The sequence below is a fragment of the Snodgrassella sp. B3837 genome (assembly GCF_026535955.1).
Lineage (GTDB): Bacteria > Pseudomonadota > Gammaproteobacteria > Burkholderiales > Neisseriaceae > Snodgrassella > Snodgrassella alvi_E.
The window spans coordinates 25,294-52,091 of the sequence record NZ_JAFNPI010000006.1; the positions used below are offsets into that span (position 1 = coordinate 25,294).

Annotated in this window: 23 protein-coding genes; 6 read left to right on the forward strand and 17 right to left on the reverse strand. The window is 41.7% G+C overall.

The features are described 5' to 3' along the window. The first annotated feature begins 20 nt into the window (after positions 1 to 20). Positions 21 to 269: an RNA chaperone Hfq gene (gene hfq / locus J3U67_RS01110; RefSeq protein ID WP_100140945.1), complete on the forward strand. Its 249-nt coding sequence runs from the start codon at positions 21 to 23 to the stop codon at positions 267 to 269. Between the two features lie 48 nt (positions 270 to 317). On the opposite strand, the gene J3U67_RS01115 is transcribed toward hfq, so the two are convergent. The 7 genes from J3U67_RS01115 to J3U67_RS01145 all read right to left on the reverse strand — a co-directional run bounded on the left by J3U67_RS01115 (position 318) and on the right by J3U67_RS01145 (position 7,414). Continuing rightward, positions 318 to 650, reverse strand: a complete 333-nt coding sequence (locus tag J3U67_RS01115; protein ID WP_100140946.1) for an SMR family transporter — start codon at positions 648 to 650, stop codon at positions 318 to 320. A 301-nt stretch (positions 651 to 951) separates the two neighbouring features. Beyond that, positions 952 to 1,629, reverse strand: coding sequence for an epoxyqueuosine reductase QueH (locus J3U67_RS01120; RefSeq protein ID WP_267403434.1), 678 nt, complete (start codon positions 1,627 to 1,629; stop codon positions 952 to 954). A gap of 124 nt (positions 1,630 to 1,753) precedes the next feature. Continuing rightward, positions 1,754 to 2,251, reverse strand: a complete 498-nt coding sequence (gene tpx / locus J3U67_RS01125; RefSeq protein ID WP_267403436.1) for a thiol peroxidase — start codon at positions 2,249 to 2,251, stop codon at positions 1,754 to 1,756. Between the two features lie 335 nt (positions 2,252 to 2,586). Next, on the reverse strand, positions 2,587 to 3,096 hold the full coding sequence (locus J3U67_RS01130; protein ID WP_267403438.1) for a dihydrofolate reductase: 510 nt from the start codon (positions 3,094 to 3,096) through the stop codon (positions 2,587 to 2,589). Next, entirely contained in the window at positions 3,093 to 3,887 is a 795-nt protein-coding gene (locus tag J3U67_RS01135) for a thymidylate synthase (protein ID WP_267403440.1), read from the reverse strand. The genes J3U67_RS01130 and J3U67_RS01135 overlap by 4 nt, the downstream gene beginning before the upstream one ends. 35 nt (positions 3,888 to 3,922) lie before the next feature. Next, the gene (gene dusA / locus J3U67_RS01140) at positions 3,923 to 4,996 is read right to left on the reverse strand and encodes a tRNA dihydrouridine(20/20a) synthase DusA (protein ID WP_267403442.1); all 1,074 of its coding nucleotides are present in this window, start codon (positions 4,994 to 4,996) and stop codon (positions 3,923 to 3,925) included. Positions 4,997 to 5,161: 165 nt separating this feature from the next. Then, the gene (locus J3U67_RS01145; RefSeq protein ID WP_267403444.1) at positions 5,162 to 7,414 is read right to left on the reverse strand and encodes a DUF2971 domain-containing protein; all 2,253 of its coding nucleotides are present in this window, start codon (positions 7,412 to 7,414) and stop codon (positions 5,162 to 5,164) included. Positions 7,415 to 7,905: 491 nt separating this feature from the next. On the opposite strand from J3U67_RS01145, the gene J3U67_RS01150 reads away from it, so the two are divergent. Together J3U67_RS01150 and J3U67_RS01155 are read left to right on the forward strand one after the other, a co-directional pair. Further along, the gene (locus J3U67_RS01150) at positions 7,906 to 8,106 is read left to right on the forward strand and encodes a CsbD family protein (protein ID WP_218965425.1); all 201 of its coding nucleotides are present in this window, start codon (positions 7,906 to 7,908) and stop codon (positions 8,104 to 8,106) included. Positions 8,107 to 8,331: 225 nt separating this feature from the next. Then, positions 8,332 to 9,213 (forward strand): LysR family transcriptional regulator, encoded by an 882-nt coding sequence (locus tag J3U67_RS01155; protein WP_267403446.1) that lies wholly within the window; start codon positions 8,332 to 8,334, stop codon positions 9,211 to 9,213. Positions 9,214 to 9,328: 115 nt separating this feature from the next. Here J3U67_RS01155 and J3U67_RS01160 read toward each other — a convergent pair whose 3' ends face one another. From J3U67_RS01160 to J3U67_RS01205, 10 genes are all read right to left on the reverse strand, one after another. Then, entirely contained in the window at positions 9,329 to 10,393 is a 1,065-nt protein-coding gene (locus J3U67_RS01160) for an alpha/beta hydrolase (RefSeq protein WP_323811375.1), read from the reverse strand. A 28-nt stretch (positions 10,394 to 10,421) separates the two neighbouring features. Beyond that, positions 10,422 to 11,618 (reverse strand): MFS transporter, encoded by a 1,197-nt coding sequence (locus tag J3U67_RS01165; protein WP_267403448.1) that lies wholly within the window; start codon positions 11,616 to 11,618, stop codon positions 10,422 to 10,424. Between the two features lie 444 nt (positions 11,619 to 12,062). Next, on the reverse strand, positions 12,063 to 13,628 hold the full coding sequence (gene guaA, locus J3U67_RS01170; RefSeq protein WP_267403450.1) for a glutamine-hydrolyzing GMP synthase: 1,566 nt from the start codon (positions 13,626 to 13,628) through the stop codon (positions 12,063 to 12,065). Positions 13,629 to 13,815: 187 nt separating this feature from the next. Then, a complete protein-coding gene (locus J3U67_RS01175) occupies positions 13,816 to 14,349 on the reverse strand; it encodes a hypothetical protein (RefSeq protein WP_267403452.1) in 534 nt (177 codons plus the stop codon). 647 nt (positions 14,350 to 14,996) lie between these two features. Beyond that, positions 14,997 to 15,443 (reverse strand): SsrA-binding protein SmpB, encoded by a 447-nt coding sequence (smpB, locus tag J3U67_RS01180; RefSeq protein ID WP_037405662.1) that lies wholly within the window; start codon positions 15,441 to 15,443, stop codon positions 14,997 to 14,999. Between the two features lie 131 nt (positions 15,444 to 15,574). Then, positions 15,575 to 16,915: an MFS transporter gene (locus J3U67_RS01185; RefSeq protein WP_267403455.1), complete on the reverse strand. Its 1,341-nt coding sequence runs from the start codon at positions 16,913 to 16,915 to the stop codon at positions 15,575 to 15,577. A 93-nt stretch (positions 16,916 to 17,008) separates the two neighbouring features. Beyond that, entirely contained in the window at positions 17,009 to 18,025 is a 1,017-nt protein-coding gene (gene ilvC / locus J3U67_RS01190) for a ketol-acid reductoisomerase (RefSeq protein WP_267390428.1), read from the reverse strand. Positions 18,026 to 18,107: 82 nt separating this feature from the next. After that, positions 18,108 to 18,599, reverse strand: coding sequence for an acetolactate synthase small subunit (ilvN, locus tag J3U67_RS01195; RefSeq protein ID WP_100140561.1), 492 nt, complete (start codon positions 18,597 to 18,599; stop codon positions 18,108 to 18,110). After that, positions 18,596 to 20,368, reverse strand: a complete 1,773-nt coding sequence (ilvB, locus tag J3U67_RS01200) for a biosynthetic-type acetolactate synthase large subunit (protein WP_267403457.1) — start codon at positions 20,366 to 20,368, stop codon at positions 18,596 to 18,598. Before ilvB ends, ilvN begins: the two co-directional genes overlap by 4 nt. Before the next feature lie 391 nt (positions 20,369 to 20,759). After that, positions 20,760 to 21,617 (reverse strand): chorismate mutase, encoded by an 858-nt coding sequence (locus J3U67_RS01205; protein WP_267403459.1) that lies wholly within the window; start codon positions 21,615 to 21,617, stop codon positions 20,760 to 20,762. A gap of 254 nt (positions 21,618 to 21,871) precedes the next feature. Between J3U67_RS01205 and J3U67_RS01210 the strand changes: the two genes are divergently transcribed. Genes J3U67_RS01210 through J3U67_RS01220 form a run of 3 tightly spaced genes read left to right on the forward strand, consistent with a single transcriptional unit; the run spans position 21,872 to position 26,795 of the window. Beyond that, positions 21,872 to 22,870 carry an HlyD family secretion protein gene (locus J3U67_RS01210; protein WP_267403461.1) on the forward strand — a complete coding sequence of 333 codons (999 nt, stop codon included), beginning with the start codon at positions 21,872 to 21,874 and terminating at the stop codon, positions 22,868 to 22,870. Position 22,871: 1 nt separating this feature from the next. Then, a complete protein-coding gene (gene rbbA / locus J3U67_RS01215) occupies positions 22,872 to 25,667 on the forward strand; it encodes a ribosome-associated ATPase/putative transporter RbbA (protein WP_267403463.1) in 2,796 nt (931 codons plus the stop codon). Continuing rightward, positions 25,668 to 26,795, forward strand: a complete 1,128-nt coding sequence (locus J3U67_RS01220; RefSeq protein WP_100152656.1) for an ABC transporter permease — start codon at positions 25,668 to 25,670, stop codon at positions 26,793 to 26,795. Positions 26,796 to 26,798: the final 3 nt, after the last annotated feature.

The window sequence follows — 26,798 nt, forward strand, 5'->3', positions numbered from 1 at the left end:
CAAAAAAACGGAGTATCCAAATGAGCGCCAAAGGACAAATGTTACAAGATCCTTTCTTGAATGCACTGCGAAAAGAATATGTACCGGTTTCCATTTATTTGGTCAACGGTATTAAACTGCAAGGTCAGGTAGAGTCATTTGACCAGTATGTTGTGTTATTGCGTAATACCTCTGTAACACAAATGGTATATAAGCATGCGATTTCTACCATCGTTCCTGCACGGGCTGTAAGCCTTCAGCATGAACCAAAATCATCATCTCCAGAATAATCATTTATTCTGTTTAAGAAAAACCGTGGGTTAGCCACGGTTTTTTTGTTAGTGAGTCATTGACTTGGAAAAAAGATTAATGACTACAACTCCTACCAGTATCAGACCTATACCGATAATAGCCGGCATATCCAGCTTCTGGCCAAATTTTATCCATGCAATTAGTGATACGCATACAATGCCAACTCCAGACCACACAGCATAAGCGATGCCTACTGGCATGGTTTTCAGTGTCTGCGCCAGACAATAAAAGGAAATGATATAGCCCATAATGGAGCAGAAGCTAGGTATGAGTCTGGTAAATCCATTACTTACTTTGAGCATACTGGTTGCAAAAATTTCTGCTAGTATGGCGATGGATAGGAAAATCCATTGATTCATGTTTATCCTTTAATAAGCTTTATTTCTGTTTACAAGGATGGCAGAAAATGGCCAGAAAAGCTACATATGAGCCATTTGAAAGAAGTGTAAATTGCAACTTTTGTCGTTATTTTTAGATGCCAGACATTTACAAATGGTATTTGAGATAAATAAAAAAGCAAGTTTAATAGCCTGCTGGTCCAAACCCTAGCGAAATATTAATGAAACAGCGGATTTACTTGATGAATCCGCTGTTTCATTACTTTAAGCTAATTTAGATTGGTTGCTATGATTGATTTCTTACCGCACTGAATCTTGTGATTTAAGCTTTTTCTTCAGTGCCATAGTATTTAGTGCCGATTTTAATGCTTTCTCGGCCATGTTCGCGACGCCATGCATTGCTGTCACGCAAAGAATAAGCGCAGCCGCAATATTCCTGCTGATAAAACTGCTCACGTTTGCTGATTTCTATCATACGCTGACTGCCACCGCCTTTGCGCCAGTTGTAATCCCAGTAAATCAGACCAGGATATTTTTCTGCCGCACGTTTGCCGCAATCATTGATCTGCTGCATATTTTTCCAGCGAGAAATGCCTAGAGAGCTGGTAATGACCGGAAAACCGTTTTCATGAGCATATAAAGCTGTACGTTCGAAACGCATATCAAAACACATGGTACACCGAATACCACGCTCTGGTTCAAACTCCATACCTTTGGCGCGGGCAAACCAGTTGTCCATATCATAATCGGCGTCTATAAACGGAATATTGAATTTTTCTGCAAAAGCTTTGTTTTCATCTTTGCGAATTTCATATTCTTTTTTCGGATGAATATTTGGATTATAAAAATAGATGGTGTAATCAATGCCTGCGGCCAGCATGGCTTCCATTACTTCACCGGAGCAAGGTGCACAGCATGAATGCAATAATACTTTGCTGGCACCCTTGGGTGGAATTAGTTTAGGGCGTTGTACATCTGTAACGATTACTTGTGTGTTCATTGATATGGTTTCCTGCTATTTTAATTTTCTTCTGATGAGATTTTAACAAAGCTGCCTTTGCAACGACATAGTGCAAAAGCAAAAAAGCGTTCAGATTTCTGAACGCTTATCTGGACATTATATTTTACAATACTGCTAATGCTTCTTCATAGTTTGGTTCGGTAGTGATTTCAGCTACCAGCTGGCTGTGTAAAACCTGATTGTTTTCATCTAAAACAATCACAGCACGGGCACACAACCCAGCTAAAGGACCTGTGCTCAGTTTTACACCATATTCTTCTCGAAATTCGGGATGGCGGAATGTAGATAAGGTAATTACCTGATCAAGTCCTTCAGCACCACAGAAGCGAGCTTGTGCAAAAGGTAAATCGGCTGAAATACATAAAACAACTGTATTGCTCAATTTAGCCGCATCAGCATTGAAATGGCGTACTGAAGCCGCACAAACGCCAGTATCTACACTTGGAAATATATTTAGTACTTTGCGTTTGCCGGCAAAGCTAGCCAATGAAACTTCATTTAAATTCGCATCGGTAAGGGTAAATTCAGGGGCTGTAGCGCCTTTATGGGGGAAAAGGCCATTTACTTCAACAGGTGAACCTTTTAGGGTAACAGTACTCATAACTATATCCTTTGATGTTTAATCTCGTTAATGACGTGTAGGCTTATTGTGGGCGAAGGATGGATAACTGTCAAAGTATATCTATGCTGATTACACTAAAGCTAATTTTACGCATAAATAGAGAAAATTCATTTCTAAATGAATCTATTTTTATTAGGTCTTAAAATAGCAGAGGATAGAAGATTGGCTACGACATTAAATATCAGACATCATAGTTATCAAACAGGCAAAACAACAATTAAATTTAATATTTCGAAAAAGCCTGCTCGTTTAACCTCATCCTCTATTGCTAAATTCAGTTTAAATGCGAATTAACTACTTGATGATTATTGGAATTAATCGGCAGTGGGCAAGCGCACAAAATGCTGTAAGTCATAAACAATATTATCTTGTTTACTCGTATGATTACTGCTTTCTGCTAATCGCCATTCACGGGGGCTAATTTCTGGAAAAAATGTATCTCCGGCAACATCTAAATGAATTCTGGTGATGCGTAGATCAGTAGCTAAGGGCATTGCTTGAGCATAGATTTGTGCGCCACCCATAATAATGACTTCATCAGTGTCTGCTAACTGGAAAAGAGCCTCGTCGATATTCCGGCAGGATGTAGCACCGCAAAACACTTGCTCCGGATTTCGACTGATTACGTAATTTGGCCGCCCCGGTAAGGGTTTTTTGGGCAGCGAATCCCATGTTTTGCGCCCCATTATCACAGGTTTGCCCATGGTGTAATGTTTAAAAAATTGAAAATCTTCGGGTACATACCATGGAATCTGATTTTTTTTGCCAATACAATTATTATCAGAAAGCGCTGCAATTAAGGTGATTTTACGGAATTTGTTCATACGGCTACTGGGGCTTTGATATGAGCATCCGGATGATAATCCGTTAGAGTGAAATCTTCAAACTGAAATGCAAATAGGTCTTTTACATCTGGGTTTAAATGCATTTGGGGCAGCTTTTTCGGTGTACGGGATAGTTGCAATTTTGCCTGCTCAAAGTGATTGCTGTATAGGTGAGCATCACCTAAGGTATGAACAAATTCACCTGATTGTAAATCACACACTTGAGCAATCATCATGGTCAACAGGGCATAGCTTGCTATATTAAACGGTACACCAAGAAATATATCGGCACTGCGCTGATAAAGCTGGCAGGACAATTTGCCGTTTGCCACATAAAACTGAAACAAAGCATGGCAAGGGGGTAAGGCCATTTCATCTACCAATGCCGGATTCCATGCAGAAACAATCAGGCGCCGACTGTCTGGATTGTTTTTAATCTGTTGCAGCAAATTACTGATTTGGTCGATATGGCGGCCATCCGGTGCTGGCCAGCTGCGCCATTGGTAGCCGTAAACCGGTCCTAGATTGCCATCGGCATCCGCCCATTCATCCCAAATGGTAACATTGTGTTCATGCAGATAGCGGATATTGGTATCGCCGCGTAAAAACCACAGCAATTCATAAATAATGGAGCGCAAATGCAGCTTTTTAGTAGTGAGTACAGGAAAGCCATCGGCGAGATTAAAGCGCATTTGATAACCGAAAACCGAACGAGTGCCGGTACCGGTACGGTCTGATTTGTCCACGCCATGATCAAGTACGTGTTGCATTAAGTCTAGATACTGTTGCATACAGATTATCCAATACAAAATAGGGTAATTGTAGCTTAAATTGATGCAGGCTGGCTGACGCTGCTATTTTTCACTGCCTGCCATGCAGCAGCAATTAAACTGGCATTGTTATTTTTTAACAAAGAAGCATCGGATAGCATACGCCGCCACTGGCGTGCTCCTTGCAGACCATGCATCAGCCCTAAGTAGTGACGTGCCATATGGCGCAAAGAATTATCGGGTTTTGCCAACTGCTGCTGTGTATATTCAATCAATTGCTCAACTAAGGCTTCATATCCCACTGCAGGAAGTGTGCTGCCATAAAATTCAGCATCCCAACTACGCATCAGCATCGGATTATGATAAGCCTCACGCCCGACCATCACGCCATCGACATATTGTAGATGCTGGCTAATTTGCTCATTGCTGGTCACGCCACCGTTGAGAATGATTTGTAAATCAGGGAATTCCTGTTTCAGGCGATAAACATGGTCATAGCGTAGTGGTGGAATATCACGGTTATCTTTTGGTGATAGCCCCTCGAGCCATGCATTACGCGCATGAACAATAAAAATGCGACAGGCGGTACGTTCACGCAATGTGCCGACAAAATCAGCTAATGGCTCATAAGCTGTTTCTTTATCCAAACCGATGCGATGCTTGATGGTAACCGGAATATCTACGGTTTCCTGCATGGCATTCAGACAGTGGGCTACCAGCGCAACCTCACGCATTAAGCAAGCACCAAAAGCACCATGCTGTACGCGCGGGCTAGGACAACCACAGTTTAAGTTGATTTCGTTGTAACCATAGCTGGCAGCAATTTTTGCTGCCTGCGCCAATACATCGGGTTCGCTGCCCCCAAGCTGCAAAGCAACGGGCTGCTCTTGCGGATGATATGCCAGTAATTTATCTCGATTGCCATGAATAATGGCATTAGCGTTAATCATTTCCGTATACAGCCATGTATTTTGGCTAATTAGTCTGGCCATATAGCGGTAGTGCCGGTCTGTCCAGTCCAGCATTGGCGCCACAGACAAGGTTCTTGGCGGCAGAGGTTGATTAACCTGCTGATTTGAATTGGCCGTTGCAGTACCATTGCTTGCGCTTAAACGATTGTATTCCTGCATTGTTTGCACTTCTAAAAACCGTTAAATCAAGGCCATATCACTGTGTGAGTACAGTGAAGCACCTAGTTAAATTCTACATAAATGCAGATTATACATGGGTTAAATATATTGCTTGGTAGGCTAAATGCAAAAATACACTTTTGCTATCATTATTCAGTATAAAAATTAACGCAAAGGCATTTCGGATTTAATCAATCTGATTTCTTTTCCATTGTGTTTTTTCTTGAAATGATTATCTAGCCATAATTTATGCTGCATTTTACATTGCGGACCCAGATAAATTTTGTCTATATAATCTTCAACTTCTTTATATTCAATGTACAAATTATTAGCGGCTTGATAATCTGTTGGTTCAACAATATTTTTATCTGCGATGTGAGTAATATAAATCATGCGGCATTCGTCCTCATCTTCGAAAGCAGCGTGTTTTATCAGGCAGGATATAGGTAAGACAGCTAAGCTAAGTAATTGTTCTAAATTAGATAGCTTATTCAGTTCTTTATTTTTTAAAAGGTCTTTCATTAATCTCTTTATTTCTCTTAACTGATGGCGAATGGTTTCTATTTTATGCTCTTCTTCTAAAGCTTCAATATATTTCTCCCATTCCTGATCTATTTCTTCTGTATCTTTTTTTTCATGGTACATTTCCAAGTAAAAAGACTGCTTATTCCGTTTGGCTAATGATATATATTCTGTTTTTGGGTCAAAGTAAAGGCATCGATATATAGATAATGGATAGATATTTTCTTCTATATTATTTTCGATATTAACTTGACTTGAAATTAAATCTTTATTTGCAGAAATAGGATTAGAAAAATGATTTATTAAATTAATATTTTCCATATTTATACTGCGTTCAGTATTTTGACCAAAAAAATTTTGATTAAAAGCAATGCTAACACCTGAGCCAAGAATGTTTTCCTCATTTCCATATAATCGGAATTGATTTAAAGAATTATGATTAAAGGAAAAACTGGCTAAGAAAGTTTTGATTTCGCTATCTGGATTAGTTGTAATATTCAGCCATTGAATCAATACCTGATTCTCACTGGGATCATTCATAAAATCGACGATATTTAATCTGAATTTACTTGGATTTGTTCCTTTGAGTAGATTAAATAAAACACTTGGTTTAGTGTAATGAGCTACACGCCGTTCAGGATTCTTTGTAACAGTTTTTTCGTTTGATGATAACTCTTTCTCTAAAGTTACCATTAATGAATCTTTTATATTTTGAGTTAATTGGCAAATTTTTTCAATATTATTAATTAATAATTCTTTTACATTTTTTATTTTAAATATATTACACGATTTTTGTTTAATTAGTTCTAATATTATTTGAGCAGATATATAATTATTAGCTCCTAATTTACAATATTTTATTTGATTAAAATACTTACAAGATTCAGCGGGCAGGTTTTTATTGAACAAGTAAATATTACCTATTTCAAACTGAGCTAAGTAATAAAATTCTGAATCATGCTCATAACTAACATTTGAAAAAAACTTTATAGCCATATCGTCATCATGTTTATTCTCTTGATAGATTGAACCTAAAAAATATTGAGCTTGATTATATTTTTCAGAGTTATCTTCTCTAAAAATTTTGGAAAAATAATTTATTGCCTTATCGCTATTATATTTGATTTTATAATTTATTAGTCCTAGATAATATTGAGCCAAAGCGTAAACTTCAGGATTATCTTTTCTAGAAATATTTGTGAAATAATTTTCAGCATCTTGATAATTATCGCCAAAGTCGTAAATCATGCATCCTAAATAACATTGAGCCTGGGCAAAATATTCCGGACTGTCATCTTTGGATATTTTTAGTAAAAATTCTTTAGCTCTATCGTAATTGTGTCTTATGCTAGCAGATATAAAACCTAATTCAAACTGAGCTTTAGCATATATTTCAGGATTGTCTACTTTTTTAATATTTAAATAATAATTTTCAGCTTTATCATAATCCCTTTTTGTTTCTATATAGAAAACTCCTAAAAAATATTGGGATGTAGCATATATAGTAGGATGGTATTTTCTAGAAATATTTGAGTAAAAGTATTCCATCTTAGCATAATTATTTTTATTATATTGAATGAGTCCCAATTTAAATTGAGCCATAGAATACTCTTTGGGACATTCTTCTTGCGATATCTTTGAAAAATAATATTCTGCCTTGTCATAATTTTTTTTACCGTAATGAATGTCTCCCAATTCAAATTGAGCCATAGAATACTCTTTGGGACATTCTTCTTGCGATATCTTTAAAAAATAATATTCTGCCTTGTTATAATTATTTATTTTATAATAATACATCCTTCCCAAATAATAATTAGCGCACCCATAATAGTGTGGGCTGTCTTCTTTGGTAATATTTAATAAATAATTAACAGCTTTTTGATAATCATCTTTCATTTCATCATAATAAGCACCTATACAAAATTGCGCCTGAGCATATTTTTCTTTACCTTGAATCCGAGTAATCTTCTTTAATTTATGAATATTAATGTTAATAAGTATTTTTTTTTTCCATACTCACCTCAATTATATTTTCATTTGGAAATATATTTAGTTTATTAAATTAAAATGCAAAATAAAATGATAATGAAATTTAGTCAATTTATTTTGAGAAAAATAAAATATATATAAAAACTAAATTATATATGCTACAAATAATTTTAATATTTTAATAATTTAATAATATTAATGTTGTCATGTTGGCTGGCATATTGCAGACTCGTTAACCAAATCTAGTTTATCTTAATTTTTTAATATATTTGTAATTAGCTGCAAATTTTGACTATATCTATTGCGGGCTTTTGGTTGTCTCTCTAAGATAAATTACTGAGGGATAAGTGTTTTATATAAAAAATTTTAAGCAATGATTAAACAGAACGGAGATGGTTATGAATATGAACGATAATGGATTTGTAGATAAAGCCAAAGGTGAAGTAAAAGAAAATGTGGGTAAGGTAGTTGGCGATACTAAGACTCAGTCTGAAGGTATTGTTGATAAAGCCGTTGGCAGTGTAAAAGATGCTGTACATGATGCAGCTAATGCTATCGATAATGCTGTGGATTCCATTAAGAAAAAATTTCAGGATTAATTCTGAATCATGTTTTTCTGGCCGCTTTTTAGCGGCCTTTTGTTTTTTACTTAAATATAAGTTAATTAGATTTATATATTGAATAAGCTTTAATTCAATGGCTATGATATTTAATTGTTCTTTTTGTAAAGAACATATTAATCTGGTTCTAGATTGACAATAATTTTTTTAGCTTAGGTAGAAGATGCTAATCTGTGCACTGGAAGGATAAGGGAGAATTGCTAGGTGGATATTAAAGTATTGCGTTATTTTCTGGCACTGACTAAAGAGGAAAGTATAACAGCCGCAGCTGATTACCTGCATCTTACTCAGCCTACACTGTCGCGCCAGCTTATTGAGCTGGAAGAAGAACTAGGATGTACTTTGTTTATACGTGGCCGCCGACGAATTACGCTGACGGAAGAAGGCATACACTTGCGTCAACGTGCTGAGCAGATACTGGAGCTTGTACACAAAACGGAGTCTGAGTTTCATCATTTAGATAAAAGTCTGCACGGAGATATTTATATTGGCTGTGGTGAAACGGATGCGTTAAGACCGGTTGTAGAGGTAATTAAGATGATGCAGAAAGATTATCCTCGTATTCGCTTTCATATTTTCAGTGGTAATGCCAATGATGTAACTGAGCGGTTAGATAAAGGATTACTTGATTTTGGTGTATTAATTGATCCAGCGCGTGTGGATAAATATGATTCGATCTGCTTGCCGCAGAAAGACAGATGGGGTGTGCTGATGCGTAAAGATAATGCACTAGCTGAACGCGATTTTATTCAACCGCAAGATTTATGGGGACTGCCGCTGATTATGTCGCGCCAAAAGTATGTGAGTAACAGTATAGCTAGTTGGATAAAAAAGGATTATGACCAGCTTAATGTGGTTGCAACCTATAACTTGATTTTTAATGCGGCGCTGTTGGTTGAGCAGAATGTGGGCTATGCTTTGTGTTTGGATAAATTGATTAATACTAGTGGAGACAGTGTTTTCTGTTTTCGGCCGCTGCATCCGCTATTGGAAGTGGATGTCAACATAGTTTGGAAAAGATTTCAATTGTTTTCAAAAGATTCTATGCTGTTTTTACAGCGTTTGAAGGAAGTTTTTTCTATTTAAGCTCTGTTAAAGCTTTTATTGTCAGTCTCTGCCTACATCTTTAGTTTAAGTCAAAGATGCAGGCAAAATAAATATATTCAAACTATTTTGAATTAGCTGTTTTTACATTGGCTGATTAAAGGTTGGTTTTAAAAAAAGAGGTTAGTTTGGCGAAGGGAATAAGGTTAACACGGTCGTATAAATCTACATGGCCGGCATTTTTTACGTAATACAGCTCTTTGGGTTCGGCTGCGCGGCGGTATGCATCTTCGCTGAATTCCTTAGAATGGGCTTTATCTCCTGTAATGAATAACAATGGACGTGGTGAGATGGTTTCTATGTCATTAAAGGGATAGAAATTCATGAATTTGGGGTTGCTGCTTAGAGTGGGGTGGGTAGTTAAATCTGGTTGTGAACCGGATGGTGTAAACTCACCACGAGCAGTACGGTAAAAATCATAAAATTCATGAGCTATTGGGCTGTCAGAAGCAGTGATTTTTCCTTTATTAATGGTGCCTCCGGTATACTCGATTTTTCCGCCAGTAAATTCAATGTAGCGTTGTTCTGCAGCTTGCTGGATGATTTGTTTTCGTTTTTGCAGGGTAAGTGTATGGTGCAAACCGTTGCGGGTTGCCGCACCCATGTCGTACATGCTGACAGTGGCAATGGCTTTGAGGCGAGGATCAATTTTAGCGGCGCTGATGGCAAAGCTACCGCTGCCACATATGCCGATGACGCCTATTTTATTGCGATCTACAAATGGCTGAGTGCCTAAGAAATCTACTGCGGCACTGAAATCTTCGCTGTACATATCAGGTAATACGGCATTGCGAGGATGTCCATCACTTTCACCCCAGAATGATAAATCGATAGAAAGCGTAATAAAGCCTTGTTCGGCCATTTTAGTGGCATATAAATTGGCACTTTGTTCTTTGACTGCACCCATTGGGTGGCCGACAATTATTGCGGGGTATTTTTGATTGGTAATAATACTTTTGGGAATAAACAGATTTCCGGCAACTTTCATTTGGTACTGATTAAGAAAATTTACTGGTTGCCTTGTTACAAGATTACTTTGATAGAAATTATCTGTCTGATTGTACATATCAGCTCCGTTAGATAGTGAAGATAATATTGAGAAAAATATTAGATTCAGTAAAGGTAGAAAATATTTTCTAAAATATAAATAAACGTTTCTCATGAGTGTATATCTTTGCTGGTAATCAGAATTAGGGTAGTTGTTTTGTGGTGGTATGCGTTAATAATGTCAAACTGGTCTGAATAAGAAGCAATGCCACGATGAAAATCAATGCCGATATCAAAAATATGCCATTGATACCATGATGGTCATAAATACTTCCACCGATTGCCGCGGCTAAGCCGATGGCAAACTGAATAGCTGCAACTGAAAGGCCACCCATCATTTCGGATTTATTGGCCAGTGTGATGGCTATCCAGGTGGACCAGCCAACAGGCAGAAAACCAAACATAAATCCCCAAGCAACGACTAATGCTGAATCGGTTGCCGGATTATTGCTGCTGGAAAATAAACTGATGGCCAGGATAAAAAATATTATGTGGCTGATTATCATGGCCGATTTAAAATAGTTATGCATTATCCAGCCTGCAATCATTGTCCCAATAAAGTTTCCTATAGCAAATAGTAGTAATAACATTGATAAGGTATTGGCAGGCAGAGAAAGAGTATGCTGTAGAAAAGGTCTTAGATATGTAAAGAAAATGTGATATCCACCATAACTGAATATGGTGGCTAGCATACCGGTGCTTACCCATGGCTGTTTCAGCAGCAATATCATATTTTTAAAGTTGCTATCAGTTTGGGGAGCTAACTGTGGCAATGAGAAGAACTGCCAAATAAATGCAATCGCAGCTAAAAGTGCTGAATACAGAAAAATACTTCTCCAACCGATTAGGTTGCCCAGATAACTGGCCAATGGCAGGGAAATGATGGTTGCTACAGATACACCGGCATAAACGACGCTAAGAGCACGTGAAACATTCTGTTTTGGAACCAGCTGCATGGTTACAGCGGAAGATAGAGACCAGAAACTGCCAACACATAGTCCTAGTATGCTACGCCCAATTAATAATAGGATGTAGTTTGGTGCAAAGGCAATCAATATATTGGCTATGATTAGCATTAGAGAAAGCGTTAGTAATACTTTGCGTCTATTTATATTTCCGGTAATGCTAGATAGAAACAAACTGGACAATACGGCAAAAATACCTACTGCGGTGACGGTTTGCCCGGCCATGCCTTCAGTAATATGTAGGGATTTTGCTATAGGGGTGAGTAGGCTTATGGGAATGAATTCTGCACTAATAAGACTGGTGACGCCTAGAAATAGAGAAAATACGGCGGACCAGTGAGCTTTTAATGGTGATGAATTGATTTGTGACTGCATTATTTTAATTCTCCTTTTCGTTGCTAATTGTTGTAGATAGGTATGTATTTCATTTGCATAATTAATATCTATAGCAGTTTTAAACTTATTGGTATAACTTTGTTTTAAAAATTTCTTTTACCAATCATTGGTTTTTTATGATTTGAGAAAGTATAGGTATCTTAAATTTGTATGTAAAATACTTATACTTTATGGTGATTCATGCTTTTTAGGCATAGATAATGGTATTTTTGAATGGAGTGAGCTTAACTGAGTTTGGTAAGTGATTTATATAGAAAAGCTAGCTACAGTAGTGAAATCTTTAAAATAATATTTTATTCTGCAGTTTGTTTATGTAGATTAGTTTTTTATTATAGGTTTTGTTTAATTACAGTTTACTATTTTAATTAAAAATAAAAGCCTTGTAGAACAAGGCTTTTGAGTTAAATTAATTGTAATTTGTGACTATTCCCATTCGATAGTAGCAGGTGGTTTACCGCTCACATCATAAACCACGCGGTTGATGCCGCGCACTTCGTTGATGATGCGATTAGATACGCGACCCAGTAAATCGTAGGGCAAATGTGCCCAGTGGGCGGTCATGAAATCGCTGGTAATCACAGCACGTAAAGCAACTACATATTCGTAGGTGCGGCCATCGCCCATGACGCCTACGGATTTTACTGGCAGGAAAACGGCAAATGCCTGACTGGTTTTGTCGTACCAAGATACGCCGTCTTCATCACAGGTGTTGCGTAATTCTTCGATAAAGATATGGTCGGCACGGCGCAGTAAATCAGCATATTCGCGTTTTACTTCTCCCAGAATTCGCACGCCTAAGCCGGGACCAGGGAAAGGGTGACGGTATACCATGTCGCGTGGTAAACCTAAAGCTACGCCCAATTCACGTACTTCGTCCTTGAAAAGGTCTCGCAGTGGCTCGAGTAGTTGCAGGTTGAGGGTTTCAGGTAGTCCGCCTACGTTGTGATGGCTTTTAATAGCATGTGCTTTTTTTGTTTTGGCTCCGGCACTTTCAATTACATCTGGATAAATTGTGCCTTGAGCCAGCCATTTGGCATTCTGACGTTTGGTGGCTTCTTGTTGGAAGACTTCAACAAATTCGGCACCGATGATTTTACGTTTGCGTTCCGGGTCGGTTTCACCTGATAATTTAGATAGAAAATCGGCAGAAGCGTCTACGTGAATAACGTTTACGCCAAGATTTTTTCCAAACATATCCATGACCATCTGAGCTTCTTTATAGCGCAGTAAGCCATGATCTACAAATACGCAGGTTAGCTGGTCTCCGATGGCGCGGTGAATCAGTGCTGCGGCTACAGATGAATCAACCCCACCAGAAAGCCCCAGAATGACTTCATCGGTACCTACTTGTTCACGAATCTTGCTGACTGCTTCTTCAATGTAGTTTGGCATTGTCCAGCTTGGTTTGGCCTGACAAATATCCAGTACAAAGCGATTGATTAATTCACGCCCTTGTTTGGTGTGGGTTACTTCTGGGTGAAACTGTACGCCGTAAAAGTGTTTTTGCGGATTTTCAATAATGGCATAGGGACAGCTCGGGGTGTGGCCAATGCTTTTAAAGCCTACCGGCAGTTTGCTGACTTTGTCACCATGGCTCATCCACACATCCAGTGTGTTGGGCTGGTTGTCAAAAATGCCATTGGTGAATTGGCTGTCTTCTGTGTGCACCTGAGCATAGCCGAATTCGCGCTGGTCGCCACCGCTCACTTCTCCGCCCATGGTATGCGCCAGCCATTGCATGCCGTAGCAAATGCCTAGAATGGGAATGCCGAGATTCAGAATTTCCGGATTGGCCTGATAGTCTGATTCGTAGACTGAATTGGGGCCACCGGACAGGATAATGCCTTTAGGGGCAAATGCCTTGATATCGGCAATGGGCATATCAAATGAATGTAATTCACAATAAACATGAGCTTCACGTACGCGCCGGGCGATGAGCTGGGTTACTTGTGAACCAAAATCGAGAATTAAGATTTTATCCTGATTCATGCTAGGCTCTTGACGGGTGTTTGGGTATAAAGCGCGTTATTTTAACACTTTTCGGTTTTTATTTCTGCTTCTGCCTGACATGGGGAGGAGGCATATTTTGAAAATATGCAATATTTCCTGATAAGATTGATTAATATGTTTATTTTAATGCTGATGCGTTTCAGGTAAGGATATTTGCTGTTTGAATCTAATTTTGCTGTTTTTTTAATTGTTCTCGTCTGTCTTTTGCAAGTACCTTCAGTACATTGATGAATCGTCTCTGGTAGTCGTATTTCTCGCTGGTACCTAATAATATTTTTCCGAATTCCATATAAAAATGTACGTTATCTTTAACTAGCGTATTAGGAAAAAATGTCATGCTGAATTCGATAGAGATGATTGAGTTATCGCTGTTTTTAAGTGTTCTGATGTATTCAACAGATTTAAGGTAGCTGATATCTAATTTTAGTTTTTCTATGTAAACTGCCTTAGTGGTGAAGCGAACTTGTTTAATGTTGTGCCGTTTGTTTTTATATCGTCTGAAGAGAAAAAAGGTACATATGAGTGCTGATGTAAAAAACAATAAACTGCCCGTTTCATTGTGTCTGGTTAATACATCCAGCCCGCACACCAGTGATATAAATGCACATACGCAGCAGGCAAACAGATAAATTCTGGCATAAGCTTTGGAATTGCAGCGCCATTCCTTCATTACTTTTAAAATTGCTTGATGATCATTCATGCTTGTACCTGATGTTGTTTGTGTGGTGAAAGGTATTGTTAATCGATAAAAAAAATCAGAATTTCTTTCCAAGGATGTTTATCATTTCAGTGACACGTGCACGTTTTTTAGTTTTAAGCTGGTTATGAAAAGAGCGTTGTAAATATGTACTGCTGTTTCAAGAGAAGAGGTATGTGAAGTTTTCAACGTTATTTTAACTCGCGAGATTATTCAGAAGTGCTCAGCATTGGTGATTGCCTACGTTGTTTTATTTGATTTTCTGAGGACTGCTTTTTATTATTTGAAAACGGCTGATAGATGGCCACAGTTGATATTCTGATAAAGGAGATTATTTATGTGTGGATTGATGTATTAGCTTTACTTTACCAATAACATTTTCATAATTTCTCGCTTCATCGCTTAAAATATATATTAAATAGATTGGATTGAGGTATTTTGATTTTTCAATATATTTTTTATTTTAACATGGGTTAACAGTATTTTACAAGAGGGATATTTTATAAATTTGGTTATGTTAGACCGCTGAGAATTATTACGAAATTCAAATCAATTAAGGAATTTATTTTGGCTTTTTTATGGGTAATTTATGAAAAAGGGAAATTAATTTGATTCAATTTCCCTTGTAAAGATTTTATTTTATACATAAATCAGCGAGCCTGTTTCATGAGCCGCTGTTTTTCGCGGTTCCAGTCTTTTTCTTTGCTACTCTGGCGTTTGTCGTGCTGTTTTTTACCTTTGGCTAAACCCATATCGATTTTGACATAGCCATGGCTGTAATGCATGTTTACGGGAACAAGGGTATAGCCGCTGCGTTCTACTTTACCAATCAATTTGTTGATTTCTGATTGTTTCAGCAGTAGTTTACGCTGCCGTACTGGATCAGGTTTAACGTGATTGGACGCTGTGGGTAATGCGGTGATGTGGCTGCCGACCAGATAGAATGCACCTTTTTTCCATTGAATATAGCTTTCTTTGATTTGCACGCGGCCGGCACGGATGGCTTTGACTTCCCAGCCTTCGAGTACGATACCGGCTTCTATTTGCTCTTCGATAAAGTAATCGTGAAAGGCTTTTTTGTTATTGATTATGCTCATGATGATTTCTGCTATGCTGTGTTTTCGTGGGTATTTTAGCAGAAAGTGATGCTTTTGAAGACTGACTGACGCTGGGGCAGTGTGAATGTGGCATTAAAAAACCGATTGAATCAATCGGTTTTTTATCTGTATCAGTTTTCTATTTCTTGCCTATGGGTTTCAGGCAGTAATAGTACGGCAATGATGCTGAGTAGGCAGGCGGCTATGAGAAACCAGCCAATGTAGACGCTACCTTGTAAACCGTATTCTTTAACAAGTGATGCGGCGAGAAAGGGAGTGAGTGACCCACCCAGTATGCCGCCGAAGCTAAAGGAGATGGCCGCTCCGGTATAACGTACGTTGGTTGGAAAAATTTCTGGCAGAAACGCGGCCAGAGGTGTCCATAATATTCCCATGATAAAGAGGGAAAAAGACAAGAATACAGCTGCTACTATGGTGCTGTTGTTGTTGATTAAATCGCCATAGAAGAAGCCGATTATGATGGTGATGATGCCTCCTATCAGAAATACAGGACGACGGCCGATTCTGTCTGACAGCCATGCAGAGATGGGTGACCCTATGGCCATGAATACGATTGCCCCCATGAGGATGGATAGGTATTCGATTTTGTTAAATAAAGACGTACTTTGCCATGGGTGTGTGGTGGTGGCGTATTGTAGTGAAAATACGGTGGTCAGGAAGAATAGGGTGAAGCACGACATGGCAGCCAGAGAACCAAGAATGAGCTGTTTGTAATGTTTGCGAACGGTATCATTCAGTGGCACTTTGACGTGATTTTGTCTGGCAACCATGTTGCGGAATGCTTGGCTTTCAATAATAGACATGCGGACATACATGCCGAGACCAACCAATACGATGCTTAGTAGAAACGGAATGCGCCAGCCCCATGCCATCATTTGATCGTTGGTTAGATGCTTGGACAGTAGTATGAATATCAGGCTGGCTGTAATGAAGCCGATAGGAGGTCCTATTTGCGGGAACATGGCAAATAAGGCGCGTTTGCCTTTAGGTGCATTTTCTGTAGCCAATAAGGCGGCACCGCCCCATTCACCGCCAAGTCCGATGCCCTGACAGAAGCGCAGGACGCATAAGCATAATGGGGCGATAAAGCCAGCTTGCTGGTATGTGGGGAGAATACCAATTAGGGTGGTACTGATACCCATGATAAGTAGGGATGCGATAAGGGTGGTTTTACGTCCGACTTTGTCGCCAAAATGGCCAAATAATGCGGCACCAATCGGGCGGGCGATAAAGGCGATACCGAAAGTCAGAAAGGACGCCATAGTTGTGAGGGCTTTGTCTTGAATTGGAAAAAACAGGTCACCCAGTACCAAGGCGGCGGCCAGACCGTAGATATAGAAGTCGTAAAACTCAACGGCGGTGCCTACAAGGCTGGCGATAGCGACTTTGGTAGGCGAGTTTTGTGTTTTTGCGGTTGCAGTAGCTGACTGCGGTGCGGGGGTATTGGTCATATTTATTTTTGGTTGAAAGGGTTAAAAAAAGCTTGTATATGGAAAATGCATACACAAGCTTTTGCTTTAAATCAAGCAGACTGCTGCGGCTGATTAGTTTTTGTCCTGATCAACCAGTTTGTTTTTGGCAATCCATGGCATCATGCTGCGTAATTGGGTACCAATAATTTCAATCGGGTGCTCGGCATTTTGGCGGCGGCGGGCTGTCATGGAAGGATAGTTGGTAGCACCTTCGACGATGAATGATTTAGCATAGTCGCCATTCTGAATGCGTTTTAATGCTTCACGCATGGCTTGGCGGGAGTGCTGATTAACTACTTGTGGGCCGGTAAAGTATTCGCCGTATTCTGCGTTGTTGGAAATGGAATAATTCATATTGGCAATTCCGCCTTCGTAGATAAGGTCTACAATCAGTTTCATTTCATGCAGACATTCGAAGTAGGCCATTTCTGGAGCGTAGCCGGCTTCTACCAGCGTTTCAAAACCGGTTTTGATTAATTCAACCAAACCGCCGCACAATACGGCTTGTTCGCCAAAGAGGTCGGTTTCGGTTTCTTCTTTGAATGTGGTTTGAATTACGCCGCCTTTGGTGCCGCCGTTGGCAGCAGCATAAGACAATGCAATGTCACGGGCACGGCCAGTGGCATCCTGATGTACGGCAATCAAGCTAGGTACGCCGCCGCCTTTGAGGAATTCGCTGCGTACGGTATGGCCTGGGCCTTTAGGAGCAATCATCACCACATCCAAATTTTTAGCTGGAATGATTTGGTTGTAATGAATGTTGAAACCGTGGGCAAAGGCTACGGTAGCGTTGTCTTTGAGGTTGGGGGCAATTTCGTTGATGTATACGGCAGGCTGAAATTCATCAGGGGTAAGTATCATTACTACATCAGCGGCTTTGGTGGCTTCGGCTACTTCGCGTACATCATGGCCGGCATTAACTGCTTTGTGCCAAGAGTTGCCGTTTTTGCGTAAGCCGACAATTACATTAACGCCTGAATCTTTTAGGTTGGCTGCGTGTGCATGTCCTTGTGAGCCATAGCCGATAATGGCTACGGTTTTGCCTTTGATTAATGAAAGATCGGCGTCTTTATCGTAATAAACTTGCATTGTTATTCCTTTTGTTAAAACTTTGTGTCTTGGTTATGTTCATGTTTCGGCCTGATGCGGCCGAAGGTGTTTGGGTTTGTGCTTAAATGCGTAGCATGCGTTCACCGCGGCCAATGCCGGCAGCTCCGGTACGGACGGTTTCTAGAATCAGTGTTTTGCCTACAGTGTCTAGAAAGGCATCGAGCTTGTTGCTGGTACCGGTGATTTCTACAGTATAGGTTTTGTCGGTCACGTCGATGATGTGACCGCGGAAAATATCAGCTAGGCGCAGGATTTCATCGCGGTCTTTGCCGGTGGCACGTAGTTTGACCAGCATGAGTTCACGTTCTACATATTGGCTGTCGTTTAAATCGATTACTTTGATAACCTCAATCAGTTTGTTGAGCTGTTTGGTTATTTGCTCCATGACGTTGTCGCTGCCACTGGTAACGATGGTCATGCGTGATAAGGTTCTATCTTCTGTGGGGGAAACAGATAAGGAATCGATGTTGTAGGCACGGGCTGAAAATAGGCCGACTATACGGCTCATCGCACCAGATTGATTTTCCATCAGAATAGATAAGATGTGTCTCATGATGCGCTCCGGCTATTCTGCTCGCGCTCGTTGGCAGCTGTAGCTTTGATTTTATCCATATGTGGTGGCAGCACCATCTCATCCAGACCTTTGCCGTTACCCACCATTGGGTAGACATTTTGGGTGCGGTCAGTAATGAAGTCCATAAATACTAGACGGTCTTTCAGAGCAATAGCTTCTTTCAGTGCACCTTCTATATCCGCAGGTTTTTCAATTCGGATTCCGACGTGTCCGTACGCTTCCGCCAGTTTGACAAAATCTGGCAGTGAATCCATGTAGGTTTCGGAGTAACGGTTTTCGTAGTAGAGCTCCTGCCACTGGCGCACCATGCCGAGAAATCCATTGTTGAGGTTGATGACCTTAATGGGCAGACGGTATTGGTAGCAGGTGGAAAGTTCTTGAATATTCATTTGTATGGAACCTTCACCAGTGATGCAGAATACATCTTCTTCCGGCCGCGCCAGTTTGGCACCCATGGCATAAGGCAGTCCTACACCCATGGTACCTAGTCCGCCTGAATTGAGCCATTGACGGGGACGTTGAAACGGATAGTACTGTGCAGTAAACATCTGATGCTGGCCAACGTCGGAGGTGATGAGGGCGTTGTTACCTGTGATTTTGGCTAGTGTCTGGATGACTTGCTGTGGTTTGATGTATTCATCTGCGCTTTCAAACCACAGGCTGTTGTGACTGCGCCAGTTTTCAATGGATTTCCACCATTTTTCCAGAGCGTTGTTGCTGAATGCCAGATTTTGTTTCTGCCACAGTGCTAGCAAATCTGCTAATACGTTTTTAACATCGCCAACAATGGGTACATCTACTTTTACGCGTTTGGCGATGCTGGAGGGGTCGATATCGATGTGGATAATTTTTTTGCCATCATCGGTGAATTTGTCCGGTACGGAGATAACGCGGTCGTCAAAGCGTGCCCCAACGGCTAGTACAACATCGGCGTTTTGTAATGCTAAATTGCCTTCATAGCTGCCATGCATACCTACCATACCGAGAAACTGGCGGTTGGTACTGGGAAATGCACCCAACCCCATCAAGGTGGCAACACAGGGGGTACCGGTAGACTGAATGAAATCAGTGAGTACGTTGCTGGCATTGCCTAATACTACGCCACCGCCAAACAGTACTATTGGGCGTTTGGCTGCGGCCAGTACTTGTGCAGCTTTTTTAATCTGGCCAGTGTGCCCATGGGTTACGGGCTGATAGGAGCGGATGTTGATGTCTTCTTGTGGATAGCTGAATTTGGCCATTGCCTGTGTTACATCTTTGGGCACATCAATCACGACTACGCCTGGGCGGCCTGTGCGGGCAATCTGAAAGGCTTTTTTAATGGTTTCAGCTAGTTCGCCAATATGGGTAACTAAAAAGTTATGTTTGACACAGGGGCGGGAGATGCCGATGGTGTCTACTTCCTGAAAAGCATCGGAACCAATAGCCGGTGTGCCTACCTGACCGGAAATGACCACGAGTGGGACAGAGTCGGAATTGGCGGTGGCGATACCGGTGATGGCATTGGTGGCACCCGGGCCGGAAGTAACCAGTGCGACGCCTATTTTTTCACCGTTGCTGGCACGTGAGTAGGCATCAGCTGCATGTACGGCAGCCTGTTCGTGTCTGACAAGGATATGGCGAAATTTTTTTAATTGAAAGATGGCGTCGTATATTTCGAGAACTGCTCCGCCGGGATATCCGAAAACATATTCTACATTCTCGGCTTTGAGACTCTGCACGAGTATTTGTGCACCTGAAAGTTGCATATCAACCTCTTATGTTCTGGCTGTCCGACTGACACGTAACCAATGCATCTGCAATCCGGTAAGATTTAATAAATGCGAACAGCGATTTGGGGTACGCGAACGCACTTATTGTGATGAACTGTTGGTTCTGCGTCCGGTAGTCGGATGAGCAGGTTTGGGTTAGCTAAATGAGTGTTTACGATAAAGCAGGTGTTGATGTTAAGCAAGTGCTATTTTTGTGAAGTTTACTCCTATTTTGAGGTTAAAATTTTATTTTATGCTTTAATTTTTTAGTTTTGTGCATTTTTATGCTTTATTTGGACAAATTTTATGCATTTTCTGAATTAATTTGTCCAAATTTAAAGAAATTATTTGTTTTTGTAAAATTTTTAATTTTAGACTTATTGTCCAGTTAATAAATGATAATGTGGGCTCCTGCCGCCTGTGCTATCTGCATGAGTGTGGTGGAGTCCATATAGGCATGGGCGAGATGTGAAATGTTGGCAACGATGGGTAGATGGGTAATTTTTCTGGCTTTAACAATGGCTTCTACGTCAAGGCGGTAAGGGGCATTGCGCTCAAGGCTGAGGGTGCCTGCTTCTCCAAGCATAAGGTGGTGGTTACCTTTTAAGGCGATGTGCTCAGCAGCTATAAGCCAGTCATCGACTTGATGATGTTTGTCTTTACACAATACGACAGGAATATTTAGGCAGCCTACTTCGTTGAGCAGGGTACGATTAGACATGAGTTCGCCGCCCAGATAAATGATGTCAGCCTCTGCTTGTAAGGCTGGTTCAAGCTGGCGCACGTCTCTGATGCGTAGCCATACTGATTTACCTGCCTGATGGGCACTGGCTATCTGTTGCTGCATATTGGTTCGTGGTTGAGATGGTGGGGTATAGGGTGAGGCCGCTTGAAAAAAGGGATCGATGAATATGTTGATGTTTTCTGGCAATTGTGTGTTAGTTACGCTGGCTACCAATTGATGATGGTTGCCGCCAAGCTGCTGTCCGCGTACGGTAATGACGGTGTCTTCGGCTTTGGTCTCGCGGCTGATGATGCGCCAATCCTGAAGTATGCGCATGGCTTTTTCTACTCCGGCTAGTGCTTCCAGTTCGCGTGGTTCGAACACTCTTTCGTCACCAACTGCGCCAATAATAGTGCGCTCTTCTCCGCGCGAAATATGCTCGTGCAATCCGCGCTCACGAATGTAGCTGATGACGCTGTTAATCTGTGTTTCGGTAGCCTGACGCTGCATTACTATAATCATGTTGGTTGTCCTTATGAAGGGTGCTTTGATTGTCAGTAAAAAAAAGCAAGCTGGCAAGTAGCTGGCTGGTGCGAACACTGTCTATGTGGACAATTCTGTGCCAGAAACAGGTTATGGTAACACTACAACAGTGATAGTAAACTATTGTTATTAATGAAAAGTGTGTATATTTTATATGTTAACTTGCGTGATGAAATTCTGGTGGGTTTCATGATGTGAGGCCAATAAAAAACAGTTCATTCAGGGACAGATAAATGAAAACAAGAAGGCTGTTGTTTGTGTTGGTGGTATTGGTTCTGGTGGGTGTGGCGGTTTGGATAAATATACGCAGTCATGTGTCTTTACCGGATGGTTTTGCAGGCGGAAACGGACGCATGGAGCTAAAACGGCTGGATGTGGCAACACTTTATTCTGGGCGAGTAATTGAAATGAAGGTGGATGAGGGGGATGTGGTAGCCAAAAATCAGGTTTTGGCTGAACTGTCATCTGATCAGACCAGTAGTAAGCTGGCGGCCGCGCGCGCAGATAAGCAACGTGCGCTGGAAAATGTATCTAAGGCTGAGGCGGAAATTGCTGCCCAGCAACAAGCTCATAAAGTGGCGCAAATGGATCTGGACAATACGCGCCAGCTTAAATCGGATGAATTGGTGTCTGCTCCTGAATTACGCCGACGTCTGGCGGAACGAGATGCGGCAATTGCCAAGGTTAAATCGGCGCAGGCAGCACGTGCTGAGGCGCTTGCGGCAGTGAATCAGGCACAGGCACAGATTGATGCGACATTTTCTGCTAATAACGATATGCTGATTCGGGCACCGAAAGCAGGTCGAGTGGAGTACCGGATTGCTGAAGCGGGCAATGTGCTGGGTGAGGGGAATAAGGTTGTTTCTTTGCTTGACCCGACTGATGTAACTTTGTCGGTATATTTGCCTACGGATACGATTGGCAAGCTGAAACTCGGTGATGAGGCAAGGATTGTGCTGGATGGAATGGATGCAGTATGGCCAGCTAAAGTGGATTTTATTGATTCTAATGCGCAGTTTACGCCGAAATTTGTGGAAACTCTGAATGAGCGGCAGAAGCTGATGTATAAGGTAAAACTGAAAATTCCGGCACAGGTGGCGTTGCGGTACAGCGGTTTGCTCAAGGGCGGATTAACGGGTAATGGCTATATCCGTTTTGATAACAATAAAGCTTGGCCGCAGCAGTGGCAGGTTAAATTACCTAATTTAAAACCAGCAGCCAAGGGTGCCTGAAATGGAGAAAACTGCCAGAGAGCAGGCTGATACAGAGGAAGATTGGGCAGTTGATTTACGCCATGTGTCACATCAGTATCGGCAGACGGTGGCATTGCGCGATGTATCTTTGCAAATCCGCCGCTGCGCAACGGTGGGACTGATTGGACCAGACGGGGTAGGTAAATCTACTTTGCTGTCTTTGATAGCTGGTGTGAAGATTATCCAGCAAGGTGATGTGCTGGTTTTTGGTGAAAGTATGGCGTTGAAACACAGCCGCCAATTGCTAAGTCACCGGATTGCCTTTATGCCACAAGGGCTGGGACAAAATCTGTATCCAACTTTATCAGTGAATGAAAATGTGGATTTTCATGCGCGGCTATTTGGTTTGCGTGGTGAGGAGCGCAAGCAGCGGATTGCTCGTTTGTTGCAGGCAACCAGATTGGCTCCGTTTGCCGAACGACCAGCTGGTAAGCTTTCCGGCGGGATGAAGCAAAAGCTGAGTCTGTGTTGTGCATTGGTACATAATCCGGAACTGCTGATTCTGGATGAGCCGACTACTGGTGTGGACCCATTGTCGCGGCGGCAGTTTTGGCAACTAATTGATGAATTACGGGTGGAAAACCCGGATATGACTGTAATTGTCGCTACCGCCTATTTTGACGAGGCCAAACGCTTTGAATATCTGCTGGCTATGGACGATGGTCGTCTGATTGTTAATGCTCCTACGCAGCAGGTGCTGGAGGATACGCATACGGATACGCTGGAACAGGCGTATGTGAAAATGTTGCCTGAGGCAAAGCAAAATAAAGGTGGCAGTTTAGAGCTGACGCCGTTTGTACCAGACAAAAATTCACCTCCGGCAATTGAGGCTAAGGAATTAACTAAGCGATTTGGCGATTTTGTAGCAGTTAATAATGTAAGTTTTACTATTGAACGGGGCGAAATTTTCGGTTTTTTGGGCTCTAATGGCTGCGGCAAATCAACTACGATGAAAATGCTTACCGGCTTGCTGGATGCCAGTTCTGGTAGTGCTAAGCTGCTGGGTAAAACTGTTGATGCTAATGATATGACGACGCGCATGAAGATTGGTTATATGTCGCAGTCGTTTTCTTTGTATGAAGAATTGACGGTGCGGCAAAATCTGGTGCTTTCTGCCAAGCTGTATGAAATGGAGACAAATCAAATTGAATCGGCGATACAGGAATCGTTGCAGCAGTTTGATTTACAGGAATTTGCTGATACGCAACCGAGTGAATTGCCTTTAGGTATTCGTCAACGTTTGCAACTGGCTGCTGCCTGTTTGCATCATCCAAAAGTTCTGATACTGGATGAGCCTACCTCTGGTGTGGACCCTGTGGCCAGAGATATGTTCTGGCATCATCTGCTGGATTTATCACGCCAGAATCGCACCACAATTTTTGTATCTACCCACTTTATGAATGAAGCGCAACGCTGTGACCGCATATCGTTTATGCATCAGGGGCGGGTGCTGGCAATTGGTACACCACAGGAATTGTGTGCCAATAAACAAACAGATGATCTGGAAACTGCTTTTATTGATTATTTACAGGAAGCGGTAGACAAAACAGACAATAGCGTGCCACAGGTAGATTCAGAACAGAAGAAACAGCAGCAAACTGCAATGGCACCAGCTGTGGCAGGGAAGGCTATGAATGCGGACAGTGTTTCTTACTGGTTTCGGACGGTATGGACGTTTGCAGTACGTGAAGGCAAAGAGCTGATGCGAGACAAAATTCGTCTATTTTTTGCCTTGTTTGGACCGGTGGTGCTGATGATGATGGCGGCGTGGTCTGTATCCTTTGATGTGGAACATGTGAAATTTGCGGTAATGGACCGTGACCAGACGGTGGAAAGCCGTGCTTTAGTCGAATATTTCCGGGGTTCGCGTTATTTTACTTTTACCGGCACGCTGCACACTGCAAATGAAATTGATGAAACGTTGAAGGTATCTAAGGCGCGTCTGGTTATTGATATACCGCCACATTTTGGCCGTGACTTACTGCGCGGAGATAAGCCGGAAGTTGGTTTTTATGTTGATGGCACGATGCCCTTTATGGCAGAAAACATTAAAAGCTTTATTCTCATGATACTGGAACGCTATGCAGCGGCGGAATGGGCACAGACGGGTTTACCTATTTCGCTTAAACCCGCAGCGCAGATTGCGCCTCGTTATGTCTATAATCAGGATTTTAAAAGCATTTTTGCAATTACACCCGGTATGATTATGATGGCGATGATGCTAATACCGGTGATGATGACGGCGCTGGGTGTAGTGCGGGAGCGAGAAATTGGTTCGATTACCAATTTATACACTTCGCCGGCTTCGGTAAGGCAGTTTCTGATTGGCAAGCAGATTCCCTATGTTGTGGTTTCTTTTATTAGCTATTTGATTCTAGTGTGGCTGGCAGTAGTGGTGCTTGGTGTACCAGTACGTGGCAGTTTTATTGCTATGAGTGTAGGGGCTCTGGCACTGATTTGTGCAGCCACGGCTTTTGGTTTGCTTATTTCTAGCTTTGTGAAGTCTCAGGTGGCGGCAATTTTTGGTTCGGCCATTCTGTCGTTGATTCCGGCGCTTAATTTCTCTGGCTTGCTCTATCCGTTGTCTACGCTCACCGGTATTAATTACTGGCTGGGCTGGAGTTTCCCCACGGCATGGTATCAGCTAATTAGTCTTGGTGGTTTTACTAAAGGATTGGGTTTTCTGGATTTCATTAACTACTATCTGGTTTTGCTGGCATTTTGTCTGGCGTATGTGTTTCTGGCCGGCTGCTTGTTGAAAAAGCAGGAGGTGTAGATGCTGCAATGGTTTAAAAATGTCTGGGTACTGAGTGTTAAGGAGCTGAAAAGTCTGCTAAGCGATGTGGTGCTGATTGCATTGATGGTGGTGGTGCTGTCCGTGGCTATTTATACAGTGGCTACCAGTATTTCTACAGAGGTGCGCCATGCTTCTGTAGCGGTGATGGATGCAGATCACAGTGTGTTATCGTACCGGATTCGGGATGCGCTGCTGGAACCTTATTTTAAGCCGCCGGTAGAAGTAAGACGCGAAGATATTGATGCGGCAATGGATAAAGGCGACTATGTTTTTGTTCTCGATATTCCGGCTAATTTTGAGCGTGATGTGGTGGCCGGTAGATCGCCTACTATTCAGGTTCTGGCTGATGCAACGTCGGTAACTCAGGCTGGTATTGGCTTTAATTATTTAAGTCAGATTATTGATGCGCAAACGCGTTCTTTTTTACGGCAACAGTCGGCCGCTACTTTTTCACCGGTCACGCCAGTGATGAATGTCCAATTTAATCCCAATGGCGAATCGGCGTGGTTTATTGCAACAATGAATGTGGTATCGAACTTAACTTTGTTGGCAATTATTCTGGTAGGGGCAGCGGTTATTCGTGAGCGCGAACACGGCACGATTGAGCAGTTATTGGTGATGCCGGTACGTCCCAGTGAAATTGTGATGGCGAAGATTTTTGCTAATGGTGCTGTGATTTCGGTGGCTTCACTGTTGTCGCTGTGGCTGGTGATTGAGGGATGGCTGCATATTCCGATTAACGGCTCGGTGTCGTTGTTTAGTCTGGGTATGTTTATTTATCTATTTTCGGTGGCTTCGCTGGGTATTTGGTTTGCCACGCTGGCGCCGACAATGCCGCAATTTGGCTTGCTGTGTTTACCGATATATGTGGTGATGCGTTTGCTTTCTGGTTCGGAATCGCCTTTGGAAAGTATGCCGGCTTTTTTTCAGTATATAACGTGGTTGTCGCCTGAAACACAATTTACCCAGTTTAGTCAGGATGTGTTGTTTCGCAATGCTGGGCTGATGACCGTATGGCCGAAAATTATGATGATGTCCATTATGGGCGTGCTGTTTCTGGCTTTGGCACTGTCACGTTTTCGCGGCATGCTGGCGCAGCATTCTTAATGC